Raw genomic sequence first — 25,380 nt, forward strand, 5'->3', positions numbered from 1 at the left:
AAGAAGGGCCATTCGGAGGAATCCTGCTCTCACGGCTCCGCTGCGCCGCTCAGAAACTCGTTCTCGCGGACGATGGGCTCCCCGTCCTCGATGACGATCAGAACCGGCTTCTGCCATCCGGCGGTGGAGGGGTCCGCGTAGCACAGCTTATGCCCCAGGCGCACCTGCTGCGCCTCGAAGGACCCGGCCATGACGAAGACGTCCTCGCGGCCTCCGCGGCCCGCGTGGACCAGCCCTTTCAGCTTTCCAGACACGATGACGCTTCCGCCGGCGGATATCTCGGCGCCGGAGTTCAGATGTCCCCACAGCACCACGTCCCCCTCGGCCTCCACCACCTGGCCGGATCGCATAGAATTATACACAATCCTCACCCTGGGCGGTCCCCACTCCTTCGCCGTCCTGTGCGCCTCCGGCTGAGGGGTGGGGGCGACGACCGGCTCCGCCACCGCAAAGCCCGATCTGCGAAACAGCTGCAGCGACTCCTCGTTATCGGAGAGCCAGGCCAGGACGCGGAACCCCTTGCCCCACACGACCTCCTGCAGGAGCCGAAGGAGAAGCCGCTCCGAACACGCCCTGGACTGAAAGTCGAGGGCGATCCCCTCCGAGTCCGGAAGCTGGTACGCCTGGGGCGGGATGCGGGACAGGAGCTCCAGGAGCGTCTCCTCGGACGAGGAGACGGGCAGGGAGATGCGAATGCCGTAGCGCGTCCCCGCCATCCGGATCTGAGCGCCGGATCCCCGGCTGAGGGCCTCCAAACCCGACGAATGGCCTTCGGGGAGCTCCCCGAAGGGGGGATTGTCTTGAACGTCATCGTCATGCTTATGGGACATCGTCACCCTACTCTTTCTTTTCCCCTTCAGTCGAAGCGTGGCTCAACATGTGGGCCAGGAGCTCGCCCACGATGGGCGAAGTCACGCTGCTTCCGTGCTTTCCGGCCTCGACGATGGCCACCACCACGTACCGTGGCGCCTCCGCCGGCGCATAGCCCGCGAAGAGCGCGTGGTCGTCCCCGTGGGCGTTCTGAGCCGTCCCCGTTTTGCCGGCGACGGTCACCCCAAACTTCCCGGCGCGAGCTCCTGTCCCGCGCTGCACCACGTAGTCCAGCCCCTGCTGCACGAGGGCCACCTTGGCCGGTGTGAGGTGCAGATCGACGGGTGGCCTGTAGCTCAGGTTAGAGAGGTGTGGCGTCACCAACCTGCCCCCGTTCGCTATCGCCGCATAGACCCGCGCGATCTGAAGGGGCGTCATGAGAAGGTACCCCTGCCCGATGGAATAGTTCACGGTATCCCCCTGATACCAGTTCTCCTTAAAGCGCCTTCGCTTCCAGTCGGGCCCCGCGATGACGCCGGCGCTCTCCCCCGGAAGGTCGATTCCCGTCGGCTCCCCAAGACGGAAACGACGGGCCCACTTGAGGATGCGGTCTATCCCCATCCGTATGCCGACCTGGTAGAAGTAGACGTCACAGGAGTGCTGGAGGGCCGTCAACACGTTCATGGAGCCGTGCCCGCTGCGCCTCCAGCAGCGGAAGGTGTGGGAGGCCAGCCTGATGGCCCCGCTGCAGGAGAAGGAGGTGGAGCTCGTAATGACGTCCTCTTCGAGGGCCGCCAGGGACATGAACGCCTTGAAGGTCGAGGCGGGAGGGTAGACCCCGGAGATGCAGCGATCGAGCATTGGCCTGTTGGGGTCCCGAACGATAGCGTTCCACTCCCTCCCGGAGACCCCCCAGGCGAGGGGGTTGTTGTCGTAGGTCGGGGAGGAGGCCAGCGCAAGGATCGCGCCGGTCTTCACGTCCATCGCGACGATGGCCCCCTTGTAGTTCTTCAGGAGCTCGACGGCCAGCTTCTGCACCCCCATGTCCAGGGTGAGGTGCAGGTCCGTCCCCTTCGCCGCGGGACGGGAGTCCAGGACGCGCACCTTGCGCCCCCGCGCGTCCACCTCCAGCGCCTCCTCCCCCGCCTCCCCGCGGAGCTCGGCCTCATAGGCGCGCTCGATGCCGGACTTCCCGATCAGGTCTCCCCCGTAGTAGTCGTTTCCGGAGCTCGCCTTGAGCTCCTCCTCCGAAATCTCCCCGACGTAGCCCAGGACGTTGGCGGCCATCGCCCCTGCGGGGTACGTTCGGCGCCACACGGAGAGGGGAAAGAGCTCGTGGGGGAAGTCCGTGTCCGCCACCAGGTCCGCCATCTGGGGCATCGTCAGGTTGGAAACGAGTTTCATCACCCGATAGGGGGCCAACCGCTGCTGTTTGATCGTCCGCGCCAGGTCCTCCGACGTCATGGGGATCCCGTGGCGCAGGAGCACCGCACTGAGCTTCTCTAGCTTCTCCGGAGTGTCCAGGTCCAGCGGATAGCCCATGACGTTGAACGTCGTCTCGTTCACCGCCAGGGGAACCCCGTGCCGGTCGAAGATCTCGCCCCGTGGGGCGGCAAAGCGGATCAGCCGCAGGCGGTTGTTGTACGCCAGCCGCACGTACTTGTCCCCCTGAAAGATCTGGCAGAAATAAAGCCCTCCCAGGAGGACAAGAAGCGACCCCAGGACGCCCCCCAGAAGAAGCTTCAGGCGATCGTCCAGCAGGTCGCGGATCTCAGGCATGGAGGCTCCTCATGTGCTTCGAGTAAAGGTGCAGGCACAGGAGAAGCGCGGGGAGGGAGCAGAGCTGCTGCACCAGGAAGAACCCTCCGCTCACGCCGCCGCCCACGATCAGCACCGGGATGAGTGGCGGGATCACCAGGGACGCCTCCAGCAGGAGGAAGGCCACGAACATCGTGCGCCCCTGAGACGGAATGGCGCTCCACATCCAGAGGACCAGCATCACCACCGCGACGTATCCCAGCGTGAAAAATCCGGGGATTCCGACCCACCTCAGGTCCCACAGCAGGCCGCCCACGAAAGCGGTCCAGATGGCCCACAGGCGCTCCTCCCCCTCCTTCAGCGTGAGGAGACGGTAGACCACCCCCAGCAGGAAGAGCTCCGGGGCCTGCGTCACGCGCAGCAAAAGCACCTCTATGAGGTCCTGAAACAGCCACAGGCCCACGAACTCCATCATCGGGACGCCCCCTCAGGCCCTACCAGCAGGGACACGCTGTAGAGCTTTGAGAAATCCGCGCCCGGAGCGATGCGGTACGTGGCGTAGCCGTCTGGGGTCGTCTCCAGCTCCTCGGCGATGACCCCGATGGGCAGCCCCGGCGGAAGCTGTTCGCCGATCAAGGCCGTGCTGACCTTCATCCCCTTCATGGAGCCCCGTCCCGCCGGGATGTAGTTCAGGAAGACGGACCCGCTGCCGTTTCCCATGACGACCCCCAACTCCCTCGTCTCCTCCACCACGACGGGGATCATCAGCGACGGCGAGGTGAGGAGCTCCACCCACGAGGACAGGAGCGACACGGAGCTGATGCGCCCCGCGAGGTAGCCGTTATGAAATACGGGCAGTCCAACGATGACGCCGTCCCCCTCTCCCTTGTCGATACGGATCTCGTTCCACCAGGACATGGGCGCGCGAAGCGTTATCCTGGCCACGTCCTTCCTGGCCTCCAACGCGCTCAGCTCGACGCGGATGCGCTCGTTTGCCAGGGTGGCGTTCAGGACGCGAAGCTCCGCGTTCTCGCCCCGCAGCGCCTCGATCTCCGCCTGTATGGCGCTTCGGCTGCGGCCCCAGCTCAGCCAGTCGCGTATCGTCTCCCGCAGGAGGACCGCTGGATACTCCGGGATGCTCAACATCCCGCTCAAAAGGTCCGCTGCGGTCTTCGATATCCCCAGGCTCGCGCCGACCCCCAGGAGGAAGAGCCCCAGGATGAGGGCCGTCAGGCCGTGGGCCCTCTCCCGGACCTGGCGTCGGTCAAGCATGGGGACGCCTCACGGCACGGCGAAGACGCGGGACGCGCCCCGGCAGCCCCCTCGGAACCGTTCCCTGGTGCGGCGCCAAATTCGGCATTCAGCGCGAACCGCGCTCGACGGACATCAGGACGCGCCGCATCGTCCCCAGGTTGTCCAGTATCTTCCCAACGCCCAGGGCCACAGAGAAAAGGGGCTCCTCCGCCACGATCACCGGCGTGTTGATCGTCCGTGACAGCCGTTCGGCAAAGCCGCGCATCAGAGCGACCCCGCCCGACAGGACGATGCCGCGGTCCACGATGTCCTTGGCCAGTTCCGGGGGCGTCTTTTCAAGCGCCACCTTCACCATGTCCTCGATGCTCAGGAAGATCGGCTCCAGGGCCTCCCGGACCTCCAACGAGGACACCATGTCGCTCTTGGGCAGGCCGTCCGAGAGGTCCCGCCCCTTCACGGACATCTCGAGTTCCGGGGACAGGGGAAGCGCGGAGCCGATCGTGTTCTTGACCTCCTCCGCCGTCGTCTCCCCGATGAGCAGGGCGTAGCGCTGGCGGATCATCGCGATGATGGCGTTGTCCATCGTCCGGCCCGCCGTGCGCAGGGAGCTGGTCACGACGATGCCTCCGAGGGAGATGACGGAGACCTCGCTGGTCCCGCCGCCGATGTCGATGATCATGCAGCCGTTGGGCCTGTCGATGGGAAGGCCAACGCCGAGGGCCGCGGAGATGGGCTCCTCCACGACGTAGGCCTCGCTCGCCCCGGCCCCCAGCGTCGCGTCGACCACCGCCTTGCGCTCCACCTCCGTCACCTCCGCGGGGACGGAGATGACCACGCGCGGATGCACCATGAAGGACCCGCTGCCGCCGGCCCTTCGCAGGCAGTAGCGGATCAGCTCCTCCGTCATGTCGAAGTTCGCGATGACGCCGTCCTGGAGGGGCCAGATCGCCTCCACGCCGCCGGGCGTCTTCCCGGACATCGCCTTGGCCTCCCGCCCGACGGCAATGACCTCGAGCCCGCCGCCCCGCGGCAGCTTGCGAATGGCCACCGTCGAGGGCTCGCTGAGCACGATCCCTTTATCCTTGACGTACACCACGATGTTGGCGGAGCCGAGGTCGATCCCAACATCCAGCCCCAAAACACCGGATAGGTACTTGAACATGCTTCTTCATCACCCGCAGTTTCAAACTCAAAGGGCCCCCTGCCGATGCGCAGGCGGGCTTTCAACACCAGGGCGTCTTCTAAGACTGCACGGGCCAGAAGGGGTTGTGCGCCCTCTCCTTGCCGATATTCGTCTCCGGCCCGTGCCCGGGCAGGACGCGAAGGTCGTCCGGCAGCTTCGCCAGCCGCAGGAGAGAAGCGTTCAGCTTCGCCTCGTCGCCGCCGTCGAGGTCCGTGCGCCCCACGCTGTGGGCGAAGAGCGTGTCGCCGGAGGTCAGCACCTTCTCGTCCCCCTCCGCAATAAGATAACACACGCCGCCCTCGGTGTGCCCCGGCGTCTCCATGACCTGGACCTCGATTTTTCCAACCCTCAGGGTCTGTCCCTCCACGACCTCCTGAAAGTCGGTGATGGGGTCGCAGTGGATCCGAAGCGCGGTCTGAAGCGATTCCGGAGGATTGCGCAGGATGCGGGCGTCGCCGCGCCCCACGTAGACCTCCGACCCCACGAGGGGCACGAGGTCCCGGACCCCGGCGATGTGGTCTAGGTGTCCGTGGGTCAGGAGGACCTTCCGCAGTTTCAGGCCGTGGACCTTGACGAACTTCAGCACCTCCGAGGCGTCGCCGCCCGGGTCGATGAAGAAGGCCTCGCCGTCCTCGTCCCAGAAAAGATAGCCGTTCGTCCACAACGCCCCCAGAGGGAAACGCTTGTATTGCATCTTGAGCACAGCCTCCCGTTCAAAACAGCGCGGAGTTCGTCTTCCCGCCCCGGTTACCTTCTGTCCGCAGTGTCGAGGAAGAGCGTGACGGGGCCGTCGTTGAGGATATCCACCTCCATGTGCGTCTGGAAGACCCCGCAGCCCGTCTCCACGCCCTGGGCCCTGACCCGCTCGACAAAGTATTCGTAGAGCTCCCGGCCCTTCTCCGCCCCCGCCGCCCCCACGAAGGAGGGACGCCGCCCCTTGCGGCAGTCGCCGTAAAGCGTGAACTGGGAGACCAGGAGGGCAGCGCCGCCCACGTCCAGCAGGGAGAGGTTCATCCGGCCCTCCGCGTCCTCAAAGATCCTGAGGTTCACGAGCTTCTCAGCCAGCCAGTCCGCGTCGGCCTGCGCGTCCTCGGCCCCCACCCCAAGGAGGACGCAAACGCCCCTTCCGATCCGGGCCGCCTCAACTCCGCCCACGGAAACCGCCGCCCTCGAAACCCTCTGAACGACCATGCGCATGGCCTCTACCCCCTCGTAACCTCGATGATGTCCTTGACCGCGTTCAGCTTTGCGATGACCCCATAAAGGTGTTCCAGGTCGCGGACCCGCAGCTCGATCTTCATCCTCATCAGGCTGTTGCCGATCGTCGAGGCCTTGATGCCCGATATGCTGCCCCCTCCAAGCCCGATGGACTGCGCTGCGTCCCGGATCAGGTTGGCGCGGTCCACGGCCTCGGCCTTCAGCCGCGCCGTGTACAGTTTGTCGGAGGAGCGGCCCCAGGAGACCTGCACCACCCGCCCCATCTGGGCGTTCAGGATGTTGGGGCAGTCGATGCGGTGTATCGTGATCCCGCGGGTCCTCGTGGAGTACCCCACGATGGCGTCCCCTGGTATCGGCGCGCAGCAGTTCGCCAGGACGACGCTCACCCCCCCCCTCCCCCTCCACGATGATGTCGGAATCGTGCCGACGGACCGGAGGGTTCTCCTTGACGAGCGTCGAGAGGTCGTCCGCAGGGTGATGCTGCTGCAGGTAAGCCAGGACCAGCTTCTGCGCCACGGTGCTGGGGCCGGAGGTCCCCGCCCCCACGGCCGCCAACACGTCGTCCTTTCCGGACAGCCCCAGGTCCCGCGCCACCTTGTTCAGTCCGGGGGCGAAGTCCTCCTGGTTCTCGACGGTGAGGCCGCGCTTGCGCAGCTCCTTCTCCAAGGCCTCCCAGCCCCGCGCGATCTTTTCGTTTCGATCCGTCTTTTCGGCCTGGCGGAAGTGGTTGCGTATCTTGCTCCTGGTCTTGCTGGAGCGCGCGATCTTCAGCCAGTCTTGGGAGGGCGATCCCTGAGGGGAAGTGATGATCTTCACGATGTCGCTGTTGTGCAGCTGCGTGCTCAAGGGGACGATGCGGCCGTTGATCATGGCCCCCACGCAGTGGTTGCCCACCTCGGTGTGCACCGCGTAGGCGAAGTCCAGGGTCGTGGCTCCGTTGGGCAGCACGAGGGGCTTGCCCTGCGGCGTGAAGACGTAGACGTCCGACGTCAGGATGTCGCTCTTGAGGAGCTCCAGGAACTCCTCCGGGTCCTGTCCATCCCCCTGTTCCGCCTCCAGCGCCTGACGCACCCACATCAGCTTGGCATCCAGGCTGTCCGCGGCAGCGCCCTTCGACTTGTAGAGCCAGTGAGCGGCGATGCCGTACTCCGCCAGGTGGTTCATCTCGTAGGTCCGTATCTGGACCTCCATGGGGGCCCCGAAGGCCATCACCGTGGTGTGCAGGGACTGATACATGTTGCTCTTGGGCGTCGCGATGTAGTCGTCGAACTGGCCGGAGATGGGCGCCCACATGGCGTGGACGATCCCCAGCACGGCGTAGCACGTGGACACGTCCTCCACCAGGACGCGGATCGCCAGGATGTCGTAAAGCTCGTCAACGGATAGCTTCTTTCGCTGCATCTTCTCGTAGATGCTGTAGTAGTGCTTCGCGCGCCCCTTGATCCTGCAGGGGATGCCCTCCTTGCCCAGCCGCGCCTCGAGGGCTTCAATCCCGCGCTTGATGACGCTCTCCATCTCCGGCAGGCGGCGCTTCACCTTCCTCCGAATCTCCTGATAGATGTCGGGCTGAAGGTATCGGAAGGAGAGGTCCTCGAGCTCCCGCTTGATCTGGTAGATGCCGAGGCGGTGGGCCAGGGGCGCAAAGATCTCAAGGGTCTCCCTGGCGATGCGCTCCTGCTTGTCCCTGCGCAGCGCCCCCAGGGTCCTCATGTTGTGAAGCCGATCCGCCAGCTTGATCAGGACGACGCGGATGTCCCGCGCCATGACGATGAACATCTTGCGCAGGTTCTCCGCCTGATAGCCCTCCATGGACATGAAGGGCAGCTTGCCCAGCTTGGTGACCCCGTCGACGAGGGTCACCACCTCGTCCCCGAAGCCCTCCCGAAGCTCGTCCTTGGTGACGTCCGTGTCCTCCAACACGTCGTGGAGCAGGGCTGCCGTCAGGCTGGCCAGGTCCAGCCGCATCCCCGCCAGGATCAGCGCCGCGGAGAGCGTGTGGACGATATAGGGGTCTCCATTCGTGCGCTTCTGGTCCGCGTGGGCCCTGGCCATGAACACGAAGGCCCTGCCCAGCTGGCGCATCTGCGAGGGCGTCAGGACGGCCATGGCCTTGGACCAGAGCTCCTGCCAGATCGTCCGCACCGCCTCCGTCAGGCACTGCCTGGGGATCTGGACCAGAAAGGAGTCGCGGAGGGCCGCCATCTCCCGAAGGTCCTCGTTGCCCGACAGCGCGGGCACGCTGTTTAAGATGGACCGCAGCGCGTCCCGGTCGGCGTGAAGCCCCAAAGGGGAGGGGGCGGAAGATGGGGAGGCTGCGTCAGCCTTCGCGCCGGGCTCCGCTCCCGCCGCTGTCAGATCGTCATCCTTCACTTCTACCGCCTCCTCTTTCGGGGGTAGGGTCAAACCACTACAGCATAGTCCAGGATGAACTGGATCTGCTCCTCATTCCTCCAGTAGTCCAGGCGCGGATGATAGACCCACCCCTTGATGCCCGATGTGTCCTGCAGGTCGGGAGCGGCGTTGAAGGCCAGGAGCTTGACGTTATCCACTCGGACGGCGCTGTGTTTTCCGTCCTTTCCCAAAGGCTCCACCCGATCCTCCCCGCTGCTGGCGCAGTAGAACAGGGGGCAGGGATTGTCGTTCCCGAAGGGCCCGAGTGCCGTGACCGTTCGCCAGTCGTCCAGGGAAATCCGCGCAGGCGACAGGTTGATGGCGGAGACGACCTCATCCTCCACCCCAACGTCGGCCAGGAGCCCCTCCAGCCTCCCCTCCACCTCGTCCCAATTCCGGGCCAGCACGGAAAATCCGGCAGCGTAGCGATGGCCGCCCCAGGCGTCCAGCAGGTCCGATATCTCGCTCAATATCCCCACTGCGTTGCCGCCTGTGGGGACCCTGAGGGTTCCCCGAACCTTCTCTCCCACGGGGGCTGCCAGGGCGACGGCGCTGCGGCGCTGAGCGCAGATGCGGCTCGCAACGCCGCTCAACACGCCGACAGGCCAAGACTCGTCGAACATCACGTGACGGTCGTCCTCCCCGCTTTCCCGGATGTTCCCCGCGATGCGCTCGGAGATCATCTGGCGCCGTCGGTTCATCTTGATCAGCTCGCCCGCGCACTCGTAGACCGCGTCGTCGCCGCCCACGCCCAGGAGGGCCCGAACGGAGACGTCGGCGCAGGAGATGCGTCCTGGCGCGTTGAGGCAGGGGATCACGCGCATGGAGAGCTGCTCCTCCGTGATCTGCCGGGCGTTGAGCCTAAGGCGGCTGAAGAGCGCGCCCAGACCCCGCCGCGGGTTCGTCCGCATCAGCCGCATCCCCCGGCGGACAAAGGAACGGTTCAGGCTGTTGAGCGGCATGCAGTCGGAGATCGTCGCAAGGGCCACCAGGTCCAGCGCGTACTTGAGCCAGTCCCGCGGCAGGATGCCCTCCTTCCACGCCCAGCACCAGAGCACCGCCGTGGCGCAGAGCTTCCTGGCCTTCCCCCCACCGTCCGCGCAGGGGTTGACGATGGCCTGAAACGCCGGCGCCTCAGCGACGGCGTGGTGATCGAAGACGAAGACGTCCAGCCCGCGCCGCTCCAGGTCCTCCAGCATCTCCGAGTCGTTGGTGCCGCAGTCTACCACGACGAGGGTGTTGCAGCCGCCGCGGACGACCTGCTCCAGCACCTCTGCGTTGAGCCCATACCCCTGGACGTCGCGCCTCGGGATGAAGTATCGGACCTGGACGGCCTTGTGGCGAAAGATCTCCATCGCCAGGACCGTCGAGGAGATGCCGTCCGTATCGTAATCTCCGTAGATCAGCACGTTCCCAAGGGAGCTTTTGGCGTTCCACTTGTCCCGCGCGACGGCGCTGGCGGCACCGAGGTCCAGAGAATCCAGAAGCCTCTCAAACTTCGGATTCATCCAGTCCTGAGCGTCGGCGATGTCCATGACCCCTCCCTGCTGCATCATCTGAAGGACCATCGCCGTCAGCTCCGAGCAGGGGACGCAGCGCGCCAGGCTGCGGGTGCTCTCGCCCATCTCAAAGAGTTTCAAGTTGGAATCCATACAGGTCGACAACAAAGGCATATCCCCTCAAGCTCCAGGGGCGATCGTGCCACGACTCGCCGGGCCTCCCCCGAAGACTGCAATTTTATTTCGCCGGACGCTCCACCGCCGCGAAGGGGGACGGGCGCCCCCGCCCGCGGCGCTCCAGAAAGTAGGCCTGAAGCAGGCGAACGCACTCGTCCTCCAGAACGCCCCCCCGGACCTCAGAGCGGTGATTCAGGCGCGTGTCTCGAAGGATGTCGTACAGGGAGCCTCCCGCGCCTGCCCTGGGGTCCCGCGCGCCAAAGACGACGCGGCTCACCCGCGCGTTCACGCAGGCCCCCGCGCACATCGGACAGGGCTCAAGCGTCACGTAGAGGGTGCAGCCGCTCAGGTTCCAGCCGCCCCTCTCCGCCGCGGCCATGCGGATGGCCTGAACCTCCGCATGAGCGGTGGGGTCGGCCACCTTGGCGTTTCCGCCCCAGCCCAACGCCCTGCCGCCATCCACCACGACGGCTCCCACCGGGACCTCCCCGCGAAGCAGGGCGCTACGCGCCTGCTCCAGGGCGCAGCGCATAAAAAAAAGGTCGTCCACTTCGCCCCGTAGCGATCTGATCTTGTGGAGCCCCTAGAGGCGAACCTTCAGGACCAGCTTGCGGATCAGCCCGGCCTGCTTGAAGTAGACGTTGGGCTTGTGCGCGTCCTCCGGCATGAAGAGGATGAAGTGTCCGGGAGGCGCCTGAAGGTAGACGCCCTCGCCGCTGTAGAGGGCCACGTCCCGCTCGCTGGAATAGGGCTCAACCTCCTGAAGGCTGGAGGTCAAGGCGTAGCCAAACCACTCCTCGCCGCTCAGCGTGACGTGGACGTCCAGATAGCGCCGATGGGCCTCAAAGAGCGCATCGGCCAGGGGCCTGGTCCTGTTCTCCTGGACGTCTAAGAAGACGTCGTCGCCGTCAATGGCGTGACGCCCCAGGGGCAGGGCGGAAAGGTCGTGCTCGGCAAGGTAGGTCAACCCCGCCCTGACTCTGGACCCAAGCCCGCCGTAACGGGAAGGGTATTGTATCGTTCCTAAAATCATCGCTCAATCTCCCCAATCAAGTCCGGATGCGTCCGCAAACGTCTTCATTCAAGCTCCGCAGCCGTGGAGCGGGCCGCTTGAAGGCGCCTTTGGACCTCTTCTTCAGGATGCAGCACCCCTGCAAAGCGAAGGGCCAAACGGCGTCCAATTGGTCTATTATACGCCTTGACACCCACATCCCCAACAGGCGCGGAGGCGATGGACAAAAGAACCTTCTGCAAAGCGCTCACCCTGCCGCGCGGGCCCGCCTGACCTCGGCATCCCGCTCCGACACGATGAGCGCCCGGCCGAAGTTGCAGAGGGCGGTCAGGGGGCAGGCGCCGCACTGAGGGGCCCTGGCGCGGCAGATCGCCCTGCCGTGCTCGATCATGTTCACGTGTCCGCCGAGGTAGCGCGAGGGCGGGGTTTCCCTTTCCATCAGGAGGGAGATATCCTCCGCCGGTGCCCGCTCCGCCGCGAAGCCGACCCGCCGCGCGATGCGCCCCACATGGGTGTCAACGGGGAAGGCGGGAAGCCCCATGTCGAAGAGGAGGACGCAGGCCGCCGTCTTGGCCCCCACTCCCGGCAGCGCGACGAGGTAGCGCCGCGCCTCGTCACGCCCGCGCTTCGCCAGAGGGGCGATGGAGTATTCGCCGAAGTCCCGCTTGACGATGTCCAGGATCTCGAGGATATGCCGGGCCTTCGTCGGCGCCAGTCCCGCGGGGCGCACCGCGTCCTCCAGCCGGGTCAACCCGCCGCGGACGACCTCATCCCAGGAGGCAAAGCGCTCCTTCAGGCGGGCAAAGGCGGCGTCGCGGTTGCGGTCGTTCGTGTTCTGCGACAGCACCGTCAGGACGAGGCCCTCCAGCGGCTCCCCGTGCCCCAGCTGCGGCGGGTTCGCCTCGTTGTGCCACAGGGCCTCCAGGTGATCCAGGACCGAGAGGATCCAGCGGGACAGCATCCGCTCCGGCGCCAGGGGTTCGCCCTGGGGCCCGGAGGGCGCCGCGCTGAGCCGGCTCATCGCCCGCGCCCCCTCCCGGGAGCGCGCGCTTCGTCGTCCTGCTCCCTCGCACGCCGCCCTTCGCCGCCCGAATGCCTCTTCTGCAGCTTGGCGCTGTCCTTCAGCATCCGTTCGAGGCGCGCCCTGACGAGGCCGTGGACGGACCCCTTCGTGTAGGACCCGTCCTTGTGCTCCCGCCCGGCCTTCGTTCCGGTCAGAAGCTCGATGCCCTCGTCGATCGTGTCCACGGCCCAGATGGAGAAGCGCCCCTCTCGGACCGCCTGAATGACCTCCGCGTCCAGCATGAGGTTCCGCACGTTCGCCCGCGGGATCATCACGCCCTGGTCCCCCGTCAGCCCCGTGAGCCGGCACAGGCTGAAGAAGCCCTCGATCTTCTCGTTCACCCCGCCGATGGCCTGAACGTTTCCGAACTGGTCCACGGACCCGGTGACGGCGATCCCCTGCCGGAGTGGAAGCCCCGACAGGGCGGAGAGCAGGCAGTAGAGCTCGGTGGAGGAGGCGCTGTCCCCTTCGATCCCGCCGTAATTCTGCTCGAAGGTGATGCGCGCCGAGAGCGTCAGCGGCATGTGCCGGGCGTACTTTCGCCCCAGGTAGCTGGAAAGGATCATCAGTCCCTTGTTGTGAATGGGCCCCGTCATGCGCACCTCGCGCTCGATGTTCACAATGCCCTCCTGCCCCACGAAGACGTTCGCCGTGATGCGCGAGGGGTGCCCGAAGCGGTAGTCCGTCAGGTCGATCACCGACAAGCCGTTGATCTGCCCCACGACCTCCCCCGTCGTGTCCACGCGGATGGTCCCGTCCACAAAGGCCCGCGTCAGCCTCTCCTGATAGAGGGCGGAGCGGTATCGCTTGTGCTCGATGGCCTTCCGAACGTGCTCCCGCTCGACGCGCTTCCCCTCTCCAGACTGGAGGACCGCCCAGGCGTTGGCCTCCGCCAGGAGCTCCCGGAGCCTCCCCATCTCGGTGGAGAGCCGCTCCTGGTCCTCCGCCTCGCGGCTGGACCACTCCACGATCTCCGAGAGGGCGTCCGCACCGAAGGGCCGCAGCTTCTCCCGCCTGGCGATGCCCGCCACACAGCGGGCCAGCTGACGTTCCGAGGCGGCGTTGCGCGGCATGTCCACGTCGAAGCTCGCCTTGACCTTGAAGAGCTTCTGAAACTCCGGGTCGTAGTACTGCAGCATCTCGCAGATGTAGGGGGACCCGATCATGATCACCTTGAGGTGCATCGGGATCGGGCTGGGGCGCAGGGAGGACACGGGGACGGCCCCGTACTGTTCACCCAGGTTCTCGATGGAGGCCGTGCCGGTGCGCAGCAGGCGCTTTACGGCCTCCCAGGACATGAAGTTCATCAGGACCTTCTCCGCGTCCAGCACCAGGAAGCCGCCGTTGGCCCTGTGAAACGCGCCGGCGGCGACGCGGCGGAAGTCCGTGTACAGGTATCCCTGCCGACTCTCGTACTCCACCTTGCCCGCCAGGTTGCAGTACGTCGGGTTCGTCTCCCAGATCACGGGCGCCCCCTTCTTCGGCGCGTTGTTGACGAAGAGGTTGGCCTGATAGCGGGTGAAGTCCACCTCCGCGGACTCGTCCCTCATCGAGGTGACGAAGGCGCCGAAGTTCTCCACGACGTCCTCCGTCATGCGGGCGAACCACTGGGACAGGGGGCCGTTCTCCTTGTAGGCCTCGCAGATGTCCGCCAGGCAGGGGGCGATCGCGGCCCGACAGATCTCCGACTCAAGCCGGCTGATTCGGTCCTTGAGGTCCTTCTCCATGTCCCGGATCCGGCGCAGGCCCAGAAGCGTCCGCTGAGAGACCTCCTCGGAAAGCTCCTGATAACGCTTCTGCTCCCTGCTGTCCAGCGCCTCGAACTCCTCCTGCTTGATCTCTCGGACGACCTTCTTGCCCTCCTCGTCCTTTCCCTCCACCAGGGGGATGTTGACGAAGCCCTGCGGCGTCCGCTTCAGCAGAAAATGGTGCTTTGCCGCAGCCGCCTTCAGGCCGTCCATGATGGCCCCCGCCTTCTCCTGGAACTCCTTGACGTACTGCGCCTTGGCGTCCTCGTACTGGCTCTGTTCAAACGCCTTGCTGATCGTCACCTTGAGGTCGTTCACGAGGGCGTCCAGCGCGGAGACCAGCTTCTTTCCTCCCCCGGCGGGGACGGAGATCGCCAGGGGCTCGCCCGGCTCGTCAAAGTTGTAGAGGTAGAGCCAGTCGTCCGGGGCCGGAAGGGCAGCGGCCCTCTTCCTCAGGCTGTCCAGGGCATAGCTGGTGCGCCCACTGCCGGGCCGCCCCAGCACGAAGACGTTGTAGCCCCTTCCCGGGACGGAGAGCCCGAACTCCATGGACTCGATGGCGCGCTCCTGGCCGATGAGCCCCGCCGTTCCCGCGCCGGGCGCGGAGATGTCATCCGTATCCTCCAGCTTCCAGCTGTCCGTCCTCTTGACCTTCCTGAGCTTCTCAGGCAGCAGCTTCCATTTGTCCCTCAAGTCGTCCCCGCCTTATACTGTCAAGTCGTAAAGCCCGCGCCCCATGGCCGCAGCGCCCCCGGCAAAAAACGGGAATCGAGGGAAGCGCACACGCCCCGGTTCATCAGGCAATTTATTTATTGTACCAAAGATTCGGGCCGCAGCTTCCGCCTCCCCCGACCTCCGCGAAAACGCCGTCGACCACCATACCGCCCGTCCTGCCCTTTTCACAGGGGCATCCTACCCAAATCGTGTGCCAGCGGACCTAGCCGGCGCACCTGATATAATTGGGGCGAAAAAGGGTCCGCGATACCACAATCACAAATTTCAGGGAAGCGCTGTTGGACAATCCTCGATTGCTTTCCACAACTTTTTAAAAACAACCAGCGCTTCCCTGAAAATCACAGATGTTCGGAGGTCGTGTCTTGTTTCAAAACATCGTGAACCAAATCCTGTACTGGCTGTGGCCCTCCCGCATTCTGAAGCACTTCAGCAGCTTTCTCGACCGATGGCAGAGGGCGGACGCGCGGGAGAAGGGCATCCTCCTCCTGGTGTTCTCCCCCCTGGCCGTCTGCCTCGGCGGGCTGCTCTTCAGCGTCTTCTCCTTCGTCCTGTTCGTCCTCCCCTCCTTCATCCTCAGGGTGCTGGGTTGGGGGCTCCTGGCAGGGCTCTGCGACGCGGGGGGCAGCTTCCTCTACGAGCGGGCGACGGGGAAGGGCCCCCACGCCCGCGCGACCTCCGACCCAGGCGCCTTCCGCGACGCGCCCTACACCGACGTGTCCTTCACGGAAAACCCCGGCACAGAGGGGGCGGACGAGCAGGGTCGCAGAGAGGATATCCAACAACGATGGTTCGAGCGCGTTCGGAGGATGCGTTGGAAAAGATGACGGACAAACTCGTCCGCTTCAGCGTCGCCATGCCAGAATCGCTGTTCAGCGAGTTTGAGCAGCGCGTCCGCCGCTCCGGCAGGAAGAACCGCTCCGAGGCGCTGCGGTTCCTGGTGCGCCGCTACCTCGCCGAGGAGAGGTGGCGCGGGGACGAGGGAGAGGTCTACGGGACCGTCACGCTCGTGTACGACCATCACACTCCAGGCCTGACCCGGGGCCTGACCGAGGCCCAGCACTGCCATGGGGACGTCATCCTCTGCTCAACCCACATCCACGTGGACTGCGACACGTGCCTGGAGTGCGTCCTCCTGCGCGGGGGCTCGTCGAGGATTCAGGGCTTCATCGAGGCCCTGGGGCGCATCCGGGGCATCAAGAGCCTGGAGTCGGTCATCACGTCGGGGGCCTAGGGGTTTTCCTGCCGCTCCAGCAGGTCCGGCCACAACGGGATCCAGGCCCGCGTCTGCATCAAGCCGATGTCCAGGTACACCGCCAGCATGGACCTCCCCGGATAGCCTGAGGAGGACAGCTCCTGAGGCAGGGGGATTTGCACCTGGAGCCGGGTCCGAGGCGCCGTCAGGTCGGGCGCGTGCCCAAGGGCAAAGACCGTCCTGCCCCCCGTGAAGGCGCTGGCCCGCGTCAGCGCGAGCGAAGGGACCTCCCTGGCCCACACGTCCAGCTCAAGCCCGTTCATCAGGCAAAACTGCGCGAGCGACAGGAGGTCCTCCATCGTGAAGGGGATCGAGGCGTCGACGATGACGTTCGTCAGGCTCCCCCGGTGGAGGTGCCAGAGCGAGGGCAGGGCCGTGTGCAGGTCCCTTCCCTGCTCCACCCGCGTCGTCCGCAGGGAGGGAGGCAGCGCCTGGGAGGCCGGCAGGGCGCGGTGCAGCAGGAGCCCCTCGAATTTGGCCGGCTCCTGCCAGAGGGCCGCCGACCGGATGCTCCTGTTGTTCCAGACCGAGTGCACCAGGACGGGGGCGTCCCGGAAACAGGAGGCGAAGGGGGAGACCAGTGTCGCGTCCAGCAGGAAGCTTTCCCGGTTCGCCTGCATCACGAGCGTCGGGTTGAATATCCCGAAGAAGCTCTGGTTCACCGCCTGAGACGGCAGCATGACCGCTTTCATCAGTCGGGAGCCGCTCACGTCCAGGCCGCAGAGGTCCCCCTCGTCGGACGCGAACAGCGCCCAGATATCCCGAAGCCCGGACTGCAGAGGCTCTCCCCGCTCCGCCCTCCGCTCGCTCAAGTCAACGCTCAGGCCGAAGACGTTTCCGTCCTCCGTAAGGGCGAAGAGCTCGCCAAGCGGCGACCACAGGAGGTCCCGCACCAGCGGGACCTCTACGGAGAAGAAGTCGCGCCGGCCGGCAGCGTTCAGGACGAAGACCCGGCCGTTTCCACGATCGGCGACGGCCAGCCAGTCCGCGAAGCACTCCACGGCCACGGGCTCAAAGAGCATCTCCCCCTCCGGAGGGGTCCAGCGCGCGAGGGGTTTCAGGGTCGCGCTATCATAAAAGGCGACGTCGCGCGACACGGGGTCCGCCACGACGAACTCCGAGGCGGATACCCACGCCGCGTCCACCACGTGCGAGGGGATGGCCCCGACCCGATCCGGGGACGCCGGGGCATCGGGCAGGCCGGAAAAGGAGCGGACGTCCCCGCTCACCCCGAAGGTCCAGAAGGTTCCATCCCCCGCCGGCAGCGCCGCCGCAGGGCGCTCCACGGGGATGGAGCGAAAGGCCCCCTCCCCTCGCGACCTCAGGCACACCTGGTTTCCGAGGGTGTCGGCCAGGCACAGGACGTCGCCCAGAGCCTTGACCTTGCCGAGGCCCTTGATGCTGAAGGGACGGGTGAGCCCTGTCCGCCACTCCGTCTGAAGGTCCGGCTGTGAGAACTGCCAGCGGAGGGCAAGGGGGCGGGACCCGACGATCATCTGCAGCGTGCGGTCCTGTTCCACGAAGCCCTTCATGATGCGGAGCGCCGTGCCGTCCATGGGGCGCACCTCGAGGTAGCCGGTCAGTGCGGCCCGCGCCTCATCCCCTTCCCCCATGCGCTGCAGGTTCAGCGCGCTCAGGAGGTAGTAGTCCACCAGGTATGTGTTCGCCTTCAGGGCGCGGTCAAGGTAGTCCTGCGCCGCCCAGTAGTCCCGCCCCAGAAAGTACCCGTAGGCCCGGTTGAAGTGCCGCTCCGACTCGTCCAGCTGCGCCCTCGGCAGCTCCGCCCCCCAGGCGCGCGGCGCCGTCAGACACACCGCCACCGTCATCATCACAAGGATCGTCTTCCTCATCTTCTGCTCCTCACGCTGTCTCGAACGTCGTTAAAAAAAGCCGTGGAGGCGACGCGGCGCCCAAAGCGGCGCAAAGGCGCGCCGCACGAGGCCCCTCCCCTCCTTTTCGATAAAATTTATTATAGCCTATCGGGCGCCTCCTGCGCCGACCGCCGAGGCGGGGTATTCCGATGGGACGGTCCGGGCGACGCCGGCCATCGCAGGAAGGAATGTTAAAATACGTGCGGTCTTAAGGAAGCGAAAGGAGCGCGTGGTGATGGCGAAAGAACGGATCAGGGTCCCCGTCGACGACGGCGTGGCCGGTCAGCCCCTGACGATCTCCATCGGCGCGGCGATGGGCATGGCGGCCTGCGGGGACGAGTTGGAGGCTCCGCAGGCCGCGCCGGAGGAGAGGAGCGCCGCCGCGTCGTTCTCCAAGGCGGTCCTGCAGAGGGCCCGAGCCGGTGGCGGCAAGTGGACGGTGCGGCTCCTGCTGACCCCAAAGCCCGACGCGAGGCAGCTGGAGGAGCTGGCACGGGAGGTGCGCAGAGGGTTGGGGACGGGCGCCCGCATCGAGGACGGGGCCCTCGTCGTGCAGGGCGATATCCCCGACCGCCTGGAGGACTGGTTGAGGAAGCGCGGCGTCCCAAAGGTCATTCGGTGACCGGGGGCCCGGACAGGGATCGGACGAAGGAGGCTGCCCATGCAAGAGACGTTTGCACCGCCCTTTTGGCATCCTACGCTGATGGAGGCGTTCATCCTGGATTGGGACGGGGTGTTGGCCAGCACGAAGCTGGATTTTCGCGGCGTTCGTGAAAGATACTTCGGCGGGAAGGCCGTCGTGCCGCTGTTCGAGCGCGCCGCGACGCTGCCGCCGCCCCTGAACGAGGAGGCGCGGGAGGCCATCGTCCGCGTCGAGATGGAGGGAGCGGCCCGCGCCGTCCCCGTCGAAGGGGCGCCGGACCTGCTCCGCTGGCTTGAAGAGAACGGGAAGCGCTGGTGCGTGGTCTCTCGCAACTGCCGCGAGTCCATTCAGCTTGCCGCAGAGCGCTGCGGCATCGCGCTGCCTCCCATCGTGATGAGCCGCGAGGAGGGCGTCGCGAAGCCGGACCCAAGGGCCCTGACCCTGGCGGCCCAACGCCTGAACGTGGCGCCGGCGCGCTGCGTCATGGTGGGGGACTTCATCTTCGACCTGCTGGGAGCCAGGCGCGTTCCCATGCGGTGCGTCCTGGTGGAGGGCGACGCCGCGGCCTGGGGGCACCTGGCCGACGCCTCTTGGGGCACCCTGCGGGGCTTCCTGGACGACCTTCGGTCGCCCCGCCCGCTCGTCCAGTGGGAGTACCGCGCGGAGGCGGCCCGCAGAGGGGAGGCTCATCTCCGCGCCGTGGGAAACGCCTCGTGGCGCATCGGCAAAGGACGGGGACTCCGCCAGGCGATGGCGTTGGCACGGCGGGGGGCCGTGCGCCTCGTCGTGCCCTCCGACGCGACCCTGAGCGTCCACGAGTGGAAGGGCACGGACCTCCCCGCGCGCCTCATCGGCCAGCCCCTGACGGAGGTGCTCCGCGAGGTTCTGGCGCAGCGGTGGCCCGCCGTGACGGTGTGCCCGGACGACGGGGGGACCGAAGCGGTCGGCCTGCCGCCGGGGGCGGACGTCGATGAAGCGATCGAAAGTGCCCTGTCTCGCCTTCAGGGACCTCAGGCCTGACGGCTCCTCAGGAGGTCGCAGAGCAGGAGCCACTCCGGCCCCGACACGTCCTCGGCCCTGACGCCCGGCGCCACTCCCGCCTCCCGCAGCAGCGCGCCCCAGTCCGGAATCCCCTTGAAGCCCTTCAGGTTGTTGTGCAGGGTCTTTCGTCGGTGCGCAAACGCCCGATGCAGCAGCTCGCTCCACAGCCCGTCCGCCAGCAGGCCGTGGCGCCGCTCCACGCGAATCTCGACGAGTGCGGACTCCACGCGCGGGACGGGACGGAAGCAGGAGGGGGGGACGCGCCGGACGCAGGCCGTCCTCCCCATGACCTCCAGCGTCGCCCCAAGGGGGTAGCGCTCCCTGGTGTCCGCGGGGGCGAGGAGACGGTCAGCGGCCTCCTTCTGCACCATCAGGAGGCAGTAGGCCAGGCCCTTCGGGGCGAGGGCCAGCAGGCGCCAGATCAGGGGCGTCGTGATGCTGTAGGGGATGTTGGCGATCACCTTCGCGGGGAAGGGCACGAGGGCGGCGAGGTCCGTCCTCAGCGCGTCACCCCAGTGAAGGCACAGGCGCCCCTCCGACGCCGCGGCCAGCGCCTCAAGCTCAGGCCGCAGGCGCTCGTCCAGCTCGACGGCGTGCAGCAAACAGCCCCGCTCCAGGAGGGCGCGCGTCAGGACGCCCTGCCCCGGCCCGACCTCCAGGACGACGTCGCCCTCCCCCACCCCTGAGCGCTCGACGATCTCCGCCAGGACGCCGCGGTCGACCAGGAAGTTCTGTCCCAAGCGGCGCAGCGCGTGAAACCCGCCCGGCGCCCTGCCTCGCCCTGCCCTCAACGTTCGGCCGCGTCCTTTTTGACGCTGGCGCTAGCGCCGCCCGTGAGCCTCATCAGCCGGTCGGGCTCCACGGGGAAGAAGGCGTGGTCCGTACCCGCCGCCGCCCAGACGACTTCATACCGGAACAGGTCCTCGTCCAGCACCGCCCTCAGCGGCTGCGGGTATCCCAGCGGGGGGACGCCCCCCACGCGGAAGCCGTAGCTCCCGTACACGTCGTCCGCCGGCATCATCCGGCAGCGGCGTCCGCCGAAAGCGCGGGCCACGGCCCTGGAGTCGATCCTGTTCGAGCCGCTCATCAGCACCAGGACCGGTTCCCCGTCCACCAGACAGACGAGGCTCTTCAGTATCTCCTCCGGCGGCACGCCGATGGTGGCGGCCGCGTCCTCCACCGTGAAAATGCTCCCCTCCACGACCCGGATCTCGACGTCCTGGGCGCCCGCGGCGTCCAGCGCCCTCCGTACCCTTTCAACCGCTTCAACCGCGTCCCGACCCTGGGGCATCCTGCGCTCTCCTTCCGTGCAAAAGGAATGGTGCGGGCACGCCCGCAACGTTATTCTACACTAGAGGCCCTAGGAAGGGGACGTGCGGCCCCCCGCGCGGCGCCCTCGTCAAGGCCCCACTTGCGGCGCGTGTCCTAAAATGCTAATATACGCTTCGGCCCTGCACTCAGGATGTCGTCTCGGATCGGACGAATCCCTGGTCATGCGGCACGATTAGAGACAGAGGTGAACGAAATGATCCCGAAGGAAAAGAAACAGGAAGTCATCAGCGAGTACCGGACGCACGAGTCCGACACCGGCTCCCCCGAGGTTCAGGTGGCCGTGTTGACGGAGCGCATCCGCGAGCTGACGGAGCATTTGAAGGCCCACAGCAAGGACTTTCACTCCCGCCGCGGCCTTCTGAAGATGGTCGGAAGCCGGCGCAAGCTCCTGCGCTACCTCAAGGAAAAGGACTTCAACCGCTACAAGAGCCTGATCGAGCGACTTGGCCTGCGCCATTGATCGGCCCCGTCCTCAGGCTTTAAGGTAAAGGATTCCGCTTTTTGGAGGTGTTTCGTTTATGAAGAAGGACATTCATCCCGAATACCAGGATTGCAAGGTGACCTGCGCCTGCGGCAACACGTTCACCACCCGTTCCACGATGAAGGAGATCCGCGTTGGCGTCTGTTCGCAGTGCCATCCCTTCTACTCCGGCAAGAAGGGGCGCGTCCTCTCCGAGGCCGGCCGTCTCGAAAAGTTCCAGAAGAAGTACCAGGGCATCCACTACGGCCAGAAGACGGACGTTTAGCAGAGAGGAAGGAAGGGGCCCGCAAGAGCCCCTTTTTTTATCATGCCCTGCACCGTTGCCCTGTTGGCGCACACGCCCCATCCGGACGAGCTGGTGGCGGCGGCGGCCCGCATCTGCTACAGGGACGTCACGGCGGCGGACCTCCTCGCCGGAGAGAGGGAGTCCCTCTCCGAGGCACTCCTGGACCAGCTGTGGCGGAGCGGACACCTCTCCACCTTCGAGCACGCCTCCTTCACCTTCGCCGTGGACGGGCTGAGCCGCGTGGCCTCGCACCAGCTGGTGCGGCACCGCATGGCCAGCTTCAGCCAGCAGAGCCAGCGTTACGTCCGGATGACGGGCTCCTCGGTCATCGTCCCCCCCTCCGTCGCGGACATGCCCGAAGCCGAGGCTCTGTTCCGGCGACAGTCCGAGGCCTCCTTCGCCGCCTACCGGAGGCTCGTCGAGCTGGGGGTCCCGGCGGAGGACGCCCGCTTCATCCTGCCCCACGGCTGGGAGACGCGGCTGGTCCTGACGATGAACGCGCGGGAGCTGCACCACTTCTTCCACCTGCGCCTCTGCCGCCGCGCCCAGTGGGAGATTCGCGCGCTGGCCCGACGGATGCTCCTCCTGTGCAGGCAGGAGGCCCCCGTCCTGTTTAAAAAGGCCGGTCCGTCCTGCATTTTTGGCGCCTGCGGCGAGGTCAAACCCTGCGGCAGGCCGTTTAAGGATATGGAGGATCTTCTTGTCGAGGATTAAACTTTGGCTGCTGGCCGCCATCGCGGCCTCCCGCCTTGTGACCGGGGAGGCGAAGCGCGTTCCCGTGGGTGGACAGGCCGTCATCGAGGGCGTCCTGATGAAGGGCCCCGCCCGCTGGGGCCTGGCCGTCCGCAGGCCCACCGGCGGCATCTTTCGCGAGCACTGGCCCAACAGCTCCCGGACGAAGCGCTTCCCCTGGAAGCTGCCCGTCCTTCGCGGGGCGGTCGTCCTGTGCGAGATGATGGCAACGGGGTTCAAGGCGCTGTCGCGCTCCGCGGAGGTCGCCCTTGAGGAGCAGGAGGAGACGCTGACCCTCAAGGACCTCCTCGTCGCCATCGCGGTCGGCGTCGCCGCCGTTGGCGGGCTCTTCGTGGCCCTGCCCCTCTGGGTCGCCGAGCTTCCCGGCCTGTCCCCTCTGTGGACCAACATGCTTGAGGGCGTCGTCCGGGCGCTCATCTTCATCAGCTACGTCGGAGTCATCGGACTGTGGGGCGACATTCGCCGCGTGTTCTGCTACCACGGGGCCGAACACAAGACGATCAACGCCTTCGAGAGCGGCCTGGAGATGACGCCGGAGAACATCCTGACCTGCTCCCGCATCCACCCCCGCTGTGGGACCTCCTTTCTCCTGATCGCCGTCCTCGTCAGCATCGCCGTGTTCTCCATCGTGGGAGGGGGCAGCTTCTTTCGTCGCGTCGTCCTGCGGGTCCTGCTCCTACCCATCGTGATCGGCACCTCCTACGAGATCATCCGCTTCGCCGCGGACTCGGGCCGGCTGGGGCGCATCGTCATCGCCCCCTTCCTCTCCCTGCAGTACCTGACGACCAGGGAGCCGGACCTCGGACAGGCGGAGGTGGCCCTGACCTCCCTGAACACGGCGATGGGGACCGGGGATGACGAGGAGCTCCCCGAAGGACAGCCCGTTAAGGAATCAATGGAGGACAACTCATGAACATCGAGCCCAAGCTTCAGGCCATAGAGAAGGAGTTCCTAGACATCGAGGAGCGGATGGGGGACCCGGCCACGGCCTCGGACCCCAGGGCGCTTCAGGACCTGGGAAAGAAACGAGCTCAACTGGAGCCCGTCGTGGAGAAGTACCGCGCGTACCGCGCCGCCGTCGCCAGCATCGCGGAGGCCAGGGACCTCCTGAAGGGCGGCGACCCGGAGATCGCGGAGCTGGCCAGGGAGGAGCTGAGCGAGCTTGAGCCTCAGATCGAGAACTTTGAAAAGGAGCTGACGATCCTCCTTCTCCCCAAGGACCCCAACGACGAAAAGAGCGTCATCGTGGAGATTCGAGCGGGCGTCGGCGGCGACGAGGCGGCGCTCTTTGCGGCTGACCTCTATCGCATGTACACCCGCTTCTGCGAGCGGCAGCGCTGGAAGATCGAGGTCATCGACAGCAGCCTCATAGGCCTTGGCGGCTATAAGGAGGTCATCTTCCGCATCGACAGCCACGGCGCCTACAGCATGATGAAGTACGAGAGCGGCGGGCACAGGGTTCAGCGCGTGCCGGTGACGGAGGCCAGCGGCCGCATCCACACCTCGAGCGCAACGGTGGCGGTGATGCCCGAAGTGGAGGACATCGAGATCGAGATCCGCCCCGAGGACCTGAAGGTCGACACCTATCGTTCCAGCGGCGCCGGAGGGCAGCACGTCAACATGACGGACTCCGCCGTGCGCATCACGCACCTGCCGACGGGCATCGTGGCCACGTGTCAGGACGAGCGCTCCCAGATCAAGAACCGCGCGCGGGCCATGGCCTACCTCAAGGCCAGGCTGTACGCCCTGGAGCAGGAGAAGCAGAACGCCGAACAGGCCAGCGAGCGACGCGGCATGATCGGGTCCGGGGACCGCTCCGAGCGCATCCGCACCTACAACTTCCCTCAGAACCGCATCACGGACCACCGAATCAACCTCACCCTCTACAAGCTGGACAACTACCTCGACGGGGACCTCTTCGAGATGATCGACGCCATGATCCTCGCGGAGCAGACGCAGAAACTCGAACACCTGGAGGAGTGATGAGCGCGGGAAGCGCAACCCTGCGTGCACACCTGACGTCCATCCGGAAGCGCCTCGCTGCCGCGGGCGCGGTCAACGCGGTGCAGGAGGCGCGATGGCTGCTCTGCGACGGCCTCCGCCTCACCTCGGCGGAGCTTCTGGCGCACCTGGAGAGGGAGGTCGTCCTGCCGGAGGCGCTGGAGGCCGGGGTGCGTCGCCGTGAGGCCGGAGAGCCCCTGCAGTACGTCCTGGGGACGGCGGACTTCTGGGGGCGCGACTTCCGCGTGGGGCCCGGCGTCCTCGTCCCGAGGCGGGACACAGAGGTCCTCGTTCGGGCCGCCCTGGACCTCCTCCCGCAGGACGCGCCCTTCACGTTCCTGGACTGGGGCACGGGCAGCGCCTGCATCGCCGCGACGCTCCTCCTGGAGCGCCCCCTGGCCCGCGGCATCCTGGCGGAGCGATCGCCCGACGCCCTGCGGTGGGCGGCCGAGAACCTGGCCCGCTGGAACCTGAGCTCCAGGGCCCGCCTCCTCCCCACCGACGCTCCGGAGGACATCGCCGTCCGGGGCGAGTGCGACCTCCTGATCAGCAACCCCCCCTACATTCCGAGGGGCGCGATCCCCCGCCTCATGCGCGAGGTGCGGGACCATGAACCCCACCTGGCGCTGGACGGAGGCGTGGATGGGATGGACTGCTACCGGGCGCTCCTGGCGAGCGCCCCGGCGTGGCTCAAGCCGGGGGCTTTCGTCATCCTCGAGACGGGAGAGAGCGACCAGGCCCGCGCCATTCGGGACGCTGTGGAGCGCTCCCCCGACCGGGCTTTCTCGTTCCTTCAGAGGATCGCGGACGACTCCGCAATTCTTCGTTGCGTTGTTTTAAAATATCGGGGATAATACCTAAAGAACGGCTCT

The 25,380-nt window shown here is 66.4% G+C and carries 26 protein-coding genes and 1 pseudogene; 10 read left to right on the plus strand and 17 right to left on the minus strand.

The window, feature by feature from the left end; all coding sequences use genetic code 11:
• Positions 1 to 29 precede the first annotated feature (29 nt).
• The 14 genes and pseudogenes from minC to ACK28C_RS10755 all read right to left on the minus strand — a co-directional run bounded on the left by minC (position 30) and on the right by ACK28C_RS10755 (position 14,806).
• Complete coding sequence (gene minC, locus ACK28C_RS10690; RefSeq protein ID WP_208873241.1) at positions 30 to 830, minus strand: septum site-determining protein MinC; 801 nt, start codon at positions 828 to 830, stop codon at positions 30 to 32.
• A 7-nt stretch (positions 831 to 837) separates the two neighbouring features.
• Positions 838 to 2,589 carry a penicillin-binding protein 2 gene (mrdA, locus tag ACK28C_RS10695; RefSeq protein ID WP_409152156.1) on the minus strand — a complete coding sequence of 584 codons (1,752 nt, stop codon included), beginning with the start codon at positions 2,587 to 2,589 and terminating at the stop codon, positions 838 to 840.
• Positions 2,582 to 3,043: a hypothetical protein gene (locus ACK28C_RS10700; RefSeq protein WP_208873239.1), complete on the minus strand. Its 462-nt coding sequence runs from the start codon at positions 3,041 to 3,043 to the stop codon at positions 2,582 to 2,584. Before ACK28C_RS10700 ends, mrdA begins: the two co-directional genes overlap by 8 nt.
• A complete protein-coding gene (gene mreC, locus ACK28C_RS10705) occupies positions 3,040 to 3,840 on the minus strand; it encodes a rod shape-determining protein MreC (protein WP_015556625.1) in 801 nt (266 codons plus the stop codon). Before mreC ends, ACK28C_RS10700 begins: the two co-directional genes overlap by 4 nt.
• A gap of 88 nt (positions 3,841 to 3,928) precedes the next feature.
• Positions 3,929 to 4,984 carry a rod shape-determining protein gene (locus tag ACK28C_RS10710; RefSeq protein ID WP_015556624.1) on the minus strand — a complete coding sequence of 352 codons (1,056 nt, stop codon included), beginning with the start codon at positions 4,982 to 4,984 and terminating at the stop codon, positions 3,929 to 3,931.
• Positions 4,985 to 5,063: 79 nt separating this feature from the next.
• Positions 5,064 to 5,699, minus strand: a complete 636-nt coding sequence (locus ACK28C_RS10715; RefSeq protein ID WP_015556623.1) for an MBL fold metallo-hydrolase — start codon at positions 5,697 to 5,699, stop codon at positions 5,064 to 5,066.
• 53 nt (positions 5,700 to 5,752) lie between these two features.
• Positions 5,753 to 6,202: a D-aminoacyl-tRNA deacylase gene (gene dtd, locus ACK28C_RS10720; RefSeq protein WP_015556622.1), complete on the minus strand. Its 450-nt coding sequence runs from the start codon at positions 6,200 to 6,202 to the stop codon at positions 5,753 to 5,755.
• Positions 6,203 to 6,207: 5 nt separating this feature from the next.
• On the minus strand, positions 6,208 to 6,486 hold the full coding sequence (locus tag ACK28C_RS10725; RefSeq protein ID WP_409152657.1) for an ACT domain-containing protein: 279 nt from the start codon (positions 6,484 to 6,486) through the stop codon (positions 6,208 to 6,210).
• Between the two features lie 289 nt (positions 6,487 to 6,775).
• Positions 6,776 to 8,425, minus strand: a pseudogene (locus ACK28C_RS10730) (RelA/SpoT family protein); the annotation flags it as partial.
• 197 nt (positions 8,426 to 8,622) lie between these two features.
• Entirely contained in the window at positions 8,623 to 10,266 is a 1,644-nt protein-coding gene (locus ACK28C_RS10735) for a DHH family phosphoesterase (RefSeq protein WP_015556620.1), read from the minus strand.
• An 85-nt stretch (positions 10,267 to 10,351) separates the two neighbouring features.
• Complete coding sequence (tadA, locus tag ACK28C_RS10740; RefSeq protein WP_409152157.1) at positions 10,352 to 10,840, minus strand: tRNA adenosine(34) deaminase TadA; 489 nt, start codon at positions 10,838 to 10,840, stop codon at positions 10,352 to 10,354.
• A gap of 33 nt (positions 10,841 to 10,873) precedes the next feature.
• A complete protein-coding gene (locus ACK28C_RS10745) occupies positions 10,874 to 11,323 on the minus strand; it encodes a YhcH/YjgK/YiaL family protein (protein WP_243440619.1) in 450 nt (149 codons plus the stop codon).
• Between the two features lie 226 nt (positions 11,324 to 11,549).
• The gene (nth, locus tag ACK28C_RS10750) at positions 11,550 to 12,323 is read right to left on the minus strand and encodes an endonuclease III domain-containing protein (protein ID WP_409152158.1); all 774 of its coding nucleotides are present in this window, start codon (positions 12,321 to 12,323) and stop codon (positions 11,550 to 11,552) included.
• The gene (locus ACK28C_RS10755) at positions 12,320 to 14,806 is read right to left on the minus strand and encodes a Lon protease family protein (protein ID WP_409152159.1); all 2,487 of its coding nucleotides are present in this window, start codon (positions 14,804 to 14,806) and stop codon (positions 12,320 to 12,322) included. The genes nth and ACK28C_RS10755 overlap by 4 nt, the downstream gene beginning before the upstream one ends.
• A 404-nt stretch (positions 14,807 to 15,210) precedes the next feature.
• On the opposite strand from ACK28C_RS10755, the gene ACK28C_RS10760 reads away from it, so the two are divergent.
• Both ACK28C_RS10760 and nikR read left to right on the plus strand, forming a co-directional pair.
• The gene (locus tag ACK28C_RS10760) at positions 15,211 to 15,672 is read left to right on the plus strand and encodes a hypothetical protein (RefSeq protein ID WP_409152160.1); all 462 of its coding nucleotides are present in this window, start codon (positions 15,211 to 15,213) and stop codon (positions 15,670 to 15,672) included.
• Positions 15,669 to 16,079 carry a nickel-responsive transcriptional regulator NikR gene (gene nikR / locus ACK28C_RS10765; RefSeq protein WP_409152658.1) on the plus strand — a complete coding sequence of 137 codons (411 nt, stop codon included), beginning with the start codon at positions 15,669 to 15,671 and terminating at the stop codon, positions 16,077 to 16,079. Before ACK28C_RS10760 ends, nikR begins: the two co-directional genes overlap by 4 nt.
• On the opposite strand, the gene ACK28C_RS10770 is transcribed toward nikR, so the two are convergent.
• A complete protein-coding gene (locus ACK28C_RS10770; protein ID WP_409152161.1) occupies positions 16,076 to 17,950 on the minus strand; it encodes a hypothetical protein in 1,875 nt (624 codons plus the stop codon). The genes nikR and ACK28C_RS10770 overlap by 4 nt on opposite strands.
• Positions 17,951 to 18,206: 256 nt before the next feature.
• Between ACK28C_RS10770 and ACK28C_RS10775 the strand changes: the two genes are divergently transcribed.
• Both ACK28C_RS10775 and ACK28C_RS10780 read left to right on the plus strand, forming a co-directional pair.
• On the plus strand, positions 18,207 to 18,593 hold the full coding sequence (locus ACK28C_RS10775) for a hypothetical protein (protein ID WP_409152162.1): 387 nt from the start codon (positions 18,207 to 18,209) through the stop codon (positions 18,591 to 18,593).
• Between the two features lie 39 nt (positions 18,594 to 18,632).
• On the plus strand, positions 18,633 to 19,634 hold the full coding sequence (locus ACK28C_RS10780; RefSeq protein ID WP_409152163.1) for an HAD family hydrolase: 1,002 nt from the start codon (positions 18,633 to 18,635) through the stop codon (positions 19,632 to 19,634).
• On the opposite strand, the gene rsmA is transcribed toward ACK28C_RS10780, so the two are convergent.
• Both rsmA and ACK28C_RS10790 read right to left on the minus strand, forming a co-directional pair.
• Positions 19,625 to 20,446, minus strand: coding sequence for a 16S rRNA (adenine(1518)-N(6)/adenine(1519)-N(6))-dimethyltransferase RsmA (rsmA, locus tag ACK28C_RS10785; protein ID WP_409152164.1), 822 nt, complete (start codon positions 20,444 to 20,446; stop codon positions 19,625 to 19,627). The genes ACK28C_RS10780 and rsmA overlap by 10 nt on opposite strands.
• Positions 20,443 to 20,946, minus strand: coding sequence for a YbaK/EbsC family protein (locus ACK28C_RS10790; protein ID WP_015556619.1), 504 nt, complete (start codon positions 20,944 to 20,946; stop codon positions 20,443 to 20,445). Before ACK28C_RS10790 ends, rsmA begins: the two co-directional genes overlap by 4 nt.
• A 234-nt stretch (positions 20,947 to 21,180) precedes the next feature.
• Between ACK28C_RS10790 and rpsO the strand changes: the two genes are divergently transcribed.
• The 6 genes from rpsO to prmC are packed head-to-tail and all read left to right on the plus strand — an operon-like array spanning position 21,181 to position 25,362.
• The gene (gene rpsO / locus ACK28C_RS10795) at positions 21,181 to 21,447 is read left to right on the plus strand and encodes a 30S ribosomal protein S15 (protein WP_015556618.1); all 267 of its coding nucleotides are present in this window, start codon (positions 21,181 to 21,183) and stop codon (positions 21,445 to 21,447) included.
• 58 nt (positions 21,448 to 21,505) lie between these two features.
• Positions 21,506 to 21,733 (plus strand): 50S ribosomal protein L31, encoded by a 228-nt coding sequence (gene rpmE, locus ACK28C_RS10800; protein ID WP_015556617.1) that lies wholly within the window; start codon positions 21,506 to 21,508, stop codon positions 21,731 to 21,733.
• A gap of 42 nt (positions 21,734 to 21,775) precedes the next feature.
• Positions 21,776 to 22,468, plus strand: coding sequence for an FAD-dependent thymidylate synthase (thyX, locus tag ACK28C_RS10805; protein ID WP_409152165.1), 693 nt, complete (start codon positions 21,776 to 21,778; stop codon positions 22,466 to 22,468).
• Complete coding sequence (locus tag ACK28C_RS10810; protein WP_243440616.1) at positions 22,455 to 23,420, plus strand: DUF1385 domain-containing protein; 966 nt, start codon at positions 22,455 to 22,457, stop codon at positions 23,418 to 23,420. Before thyX ends, ACK28C_RS10810 begins: the two co-directional genes overlap by 14 nt.
• The gene (prfA, locus tag ACK28C_RS10815) at positions 23,417 to 24,490 is read left to right on the plus strand and encodes a peptide chain release factor 1 (RefSeq protein WP_015556616.1); all 1,074 of its coding nucleotides are present in this window, start codon (positions 23,417 to 23,419) and stop codon (positions 24,488 to 24,490) included. Before ACK28C_RS10810 ends, prfA begins: the two co-directional genes overlap by 4 nt.
• Entirely contained in the window at positions 24,490 to 25,362 is an 873-nt protein-coding gene (gene prmC / locus ACK28C_RS10820) for a peptide chain release factor N(5)-glutamine methyltransferase (protein ID WP_409152166.1), read from the plus strand. Before prfA ends, prmC begins: the two co-directional genes overlap by 1 nt.
• The last annotated feature ends 18 nt before the right edge of the window (positions 25,363 to 25,380 follow it).

This window comes from Fretibacterium fastidiosum, assembly GCF_964642095.1.
GTDB classification, from domain to species: domain Bacteria; phylum Synergistota; class Synergistia; order Synergistales; family Aminobacteriaceae; genus Fretibacterium; species Fretibacterium fastidiosum.

Coding starts and splice junctions, on each gene's coding strand:
- minC (WP_208873241.1), bottom strand. CDS start 830: ATGTCCCATAAGCATGACGATGACGTTCAAGACAATCCCCCCTTCGGG.
- mrdA (WP_409152156.1), bottom strand. CDS start 2,589: ATGCCTGAGATCCGCGACCTGCTGGACGATCGCCTGAAGCTTCTTCTG.
- ACK28C_RS10700 (WP_208873239.1), bottom strand. CDS start 3,043: ATGATGGAGTTCGTGGGCCTGTGGCTGTTTCAGGACCTCATAGAGGTG.
- mreC (WP_015556625.1), bottom strand. CDS start 3,840: ATGCTTGACCGACGCCAGGTCCGGGAGAGGGCCCACGGCCTGACGGCC.
- ACK28C_RS10710 (WP_015556624.1), bottom strand. CDS start 4,984: ATGTTCAAGTACCTATCCGGTGTTTTGGGGCTGGATGTTGGGATCGAC.
- ACK28C_RS10715 (WP_015556623.1), bottom strand. CDS start 5,699: ATGCAATACAAGCGTTTCCCTCTGGGGGCGTTGTGGACGAACGGCTAT.
- dtd (WP_015556622.1), bottom strand. CDS start 6,202: ATGCGCATGGTCGTTCAGAGGGTTTCGAGGGCGGCGGTTTCCGTGGGC.
- ACK28C_RS10725 (WP_409152657.1), bottom strand. CDS start 6,486: ATGGGGCGGGTGGTGCAGGTCTCCTGGGGCCGCTCCTCCGACAAACTG.
- ACK28C_RS10735 (WP_015556620.1), bottom strand. CDS start 10,266: ATGGATTCCAACTTGAAACTCTTTGAGATGGGCGAGAGCACCCGCAGC.
- ACK28C_RS10745 (WP_243440619.1), bottom strand. CDS start 11,323: ATGATTTTAGGAACGATACAATACCCTTCCCGTTACGGCGGGCTTGGG.
- nth (WP_409152158.1), bottom strand. CDS start 12,323: ATGAGCCGGCTCAGCGCGGCGCCCTCCGGGCCCCAGGGCGAACCCCTG.
- nikR (WP_409152658.1), top strand. CDS start 15,669: ATGACGGACAAACTCGTCCGCTTCAGCGTCGCCATGCCAGAATCGCTG.
- ACK28C_RS10770 (WP_409152161.1), bottom strand. CDS start 17,950: ATGAGGAAGACGATCCTTGTGATGATGACGGTGGCGGTGTGTCTGACG.
- ACK28C_RS10775 (WP_409152162.1), top strand. CDS start 18,207: ATGGCGAAAGAACGGATCAGGGTCCCCGTCGACGACGGCGTGGCCGGT.
- ACK28C_RS10780 (WP_409152163.1), top strand. CDS start 18,633: ATGCAAGAGACGTTTGCACCGCCCTTTTGGCATCCTACGCTGATGGAG.
- ACK28C_RS10790 (WP_015556619.1), bottom strand. CDS start 20,946: ATGCCCCAGGGTCGGGACGCGGTTGAAGCGGTTGAAAGGGTACGGAGG.
- rpsO (WP_015556618.1), top strand. CDS start 21,181: ATGATCCCGAAGGAAAAGAAACAGGAAGTCATCAGCGAGTACCGGACG.
- rpmE (WP_015556617.1), top strand. CDS start 21,506: ATGAAGAAGGACATTCATCCCGAATACCAGGATTGCAAGGTGACCTGC.
- thyX (WP_409152165.1), top strand. CDS start 21,776: ATGCCCTGCACCGTTGCCCTGTTGGCGCACACGCCCCATCCGGACGAG.
- prfA (WP_015556616.1), top strand. CDS start 23,417: ATGAACATCGAGCCCAAGCTTCAGGCCATAGAGAAGGAGTTCCTAGAC.
- prmC (WP_409152166.1), top strand. CDS start 24,490: ATGAGCGCGGGAAGCGCAACCCTGCGTGCACACCTGACGTCCATCCGG.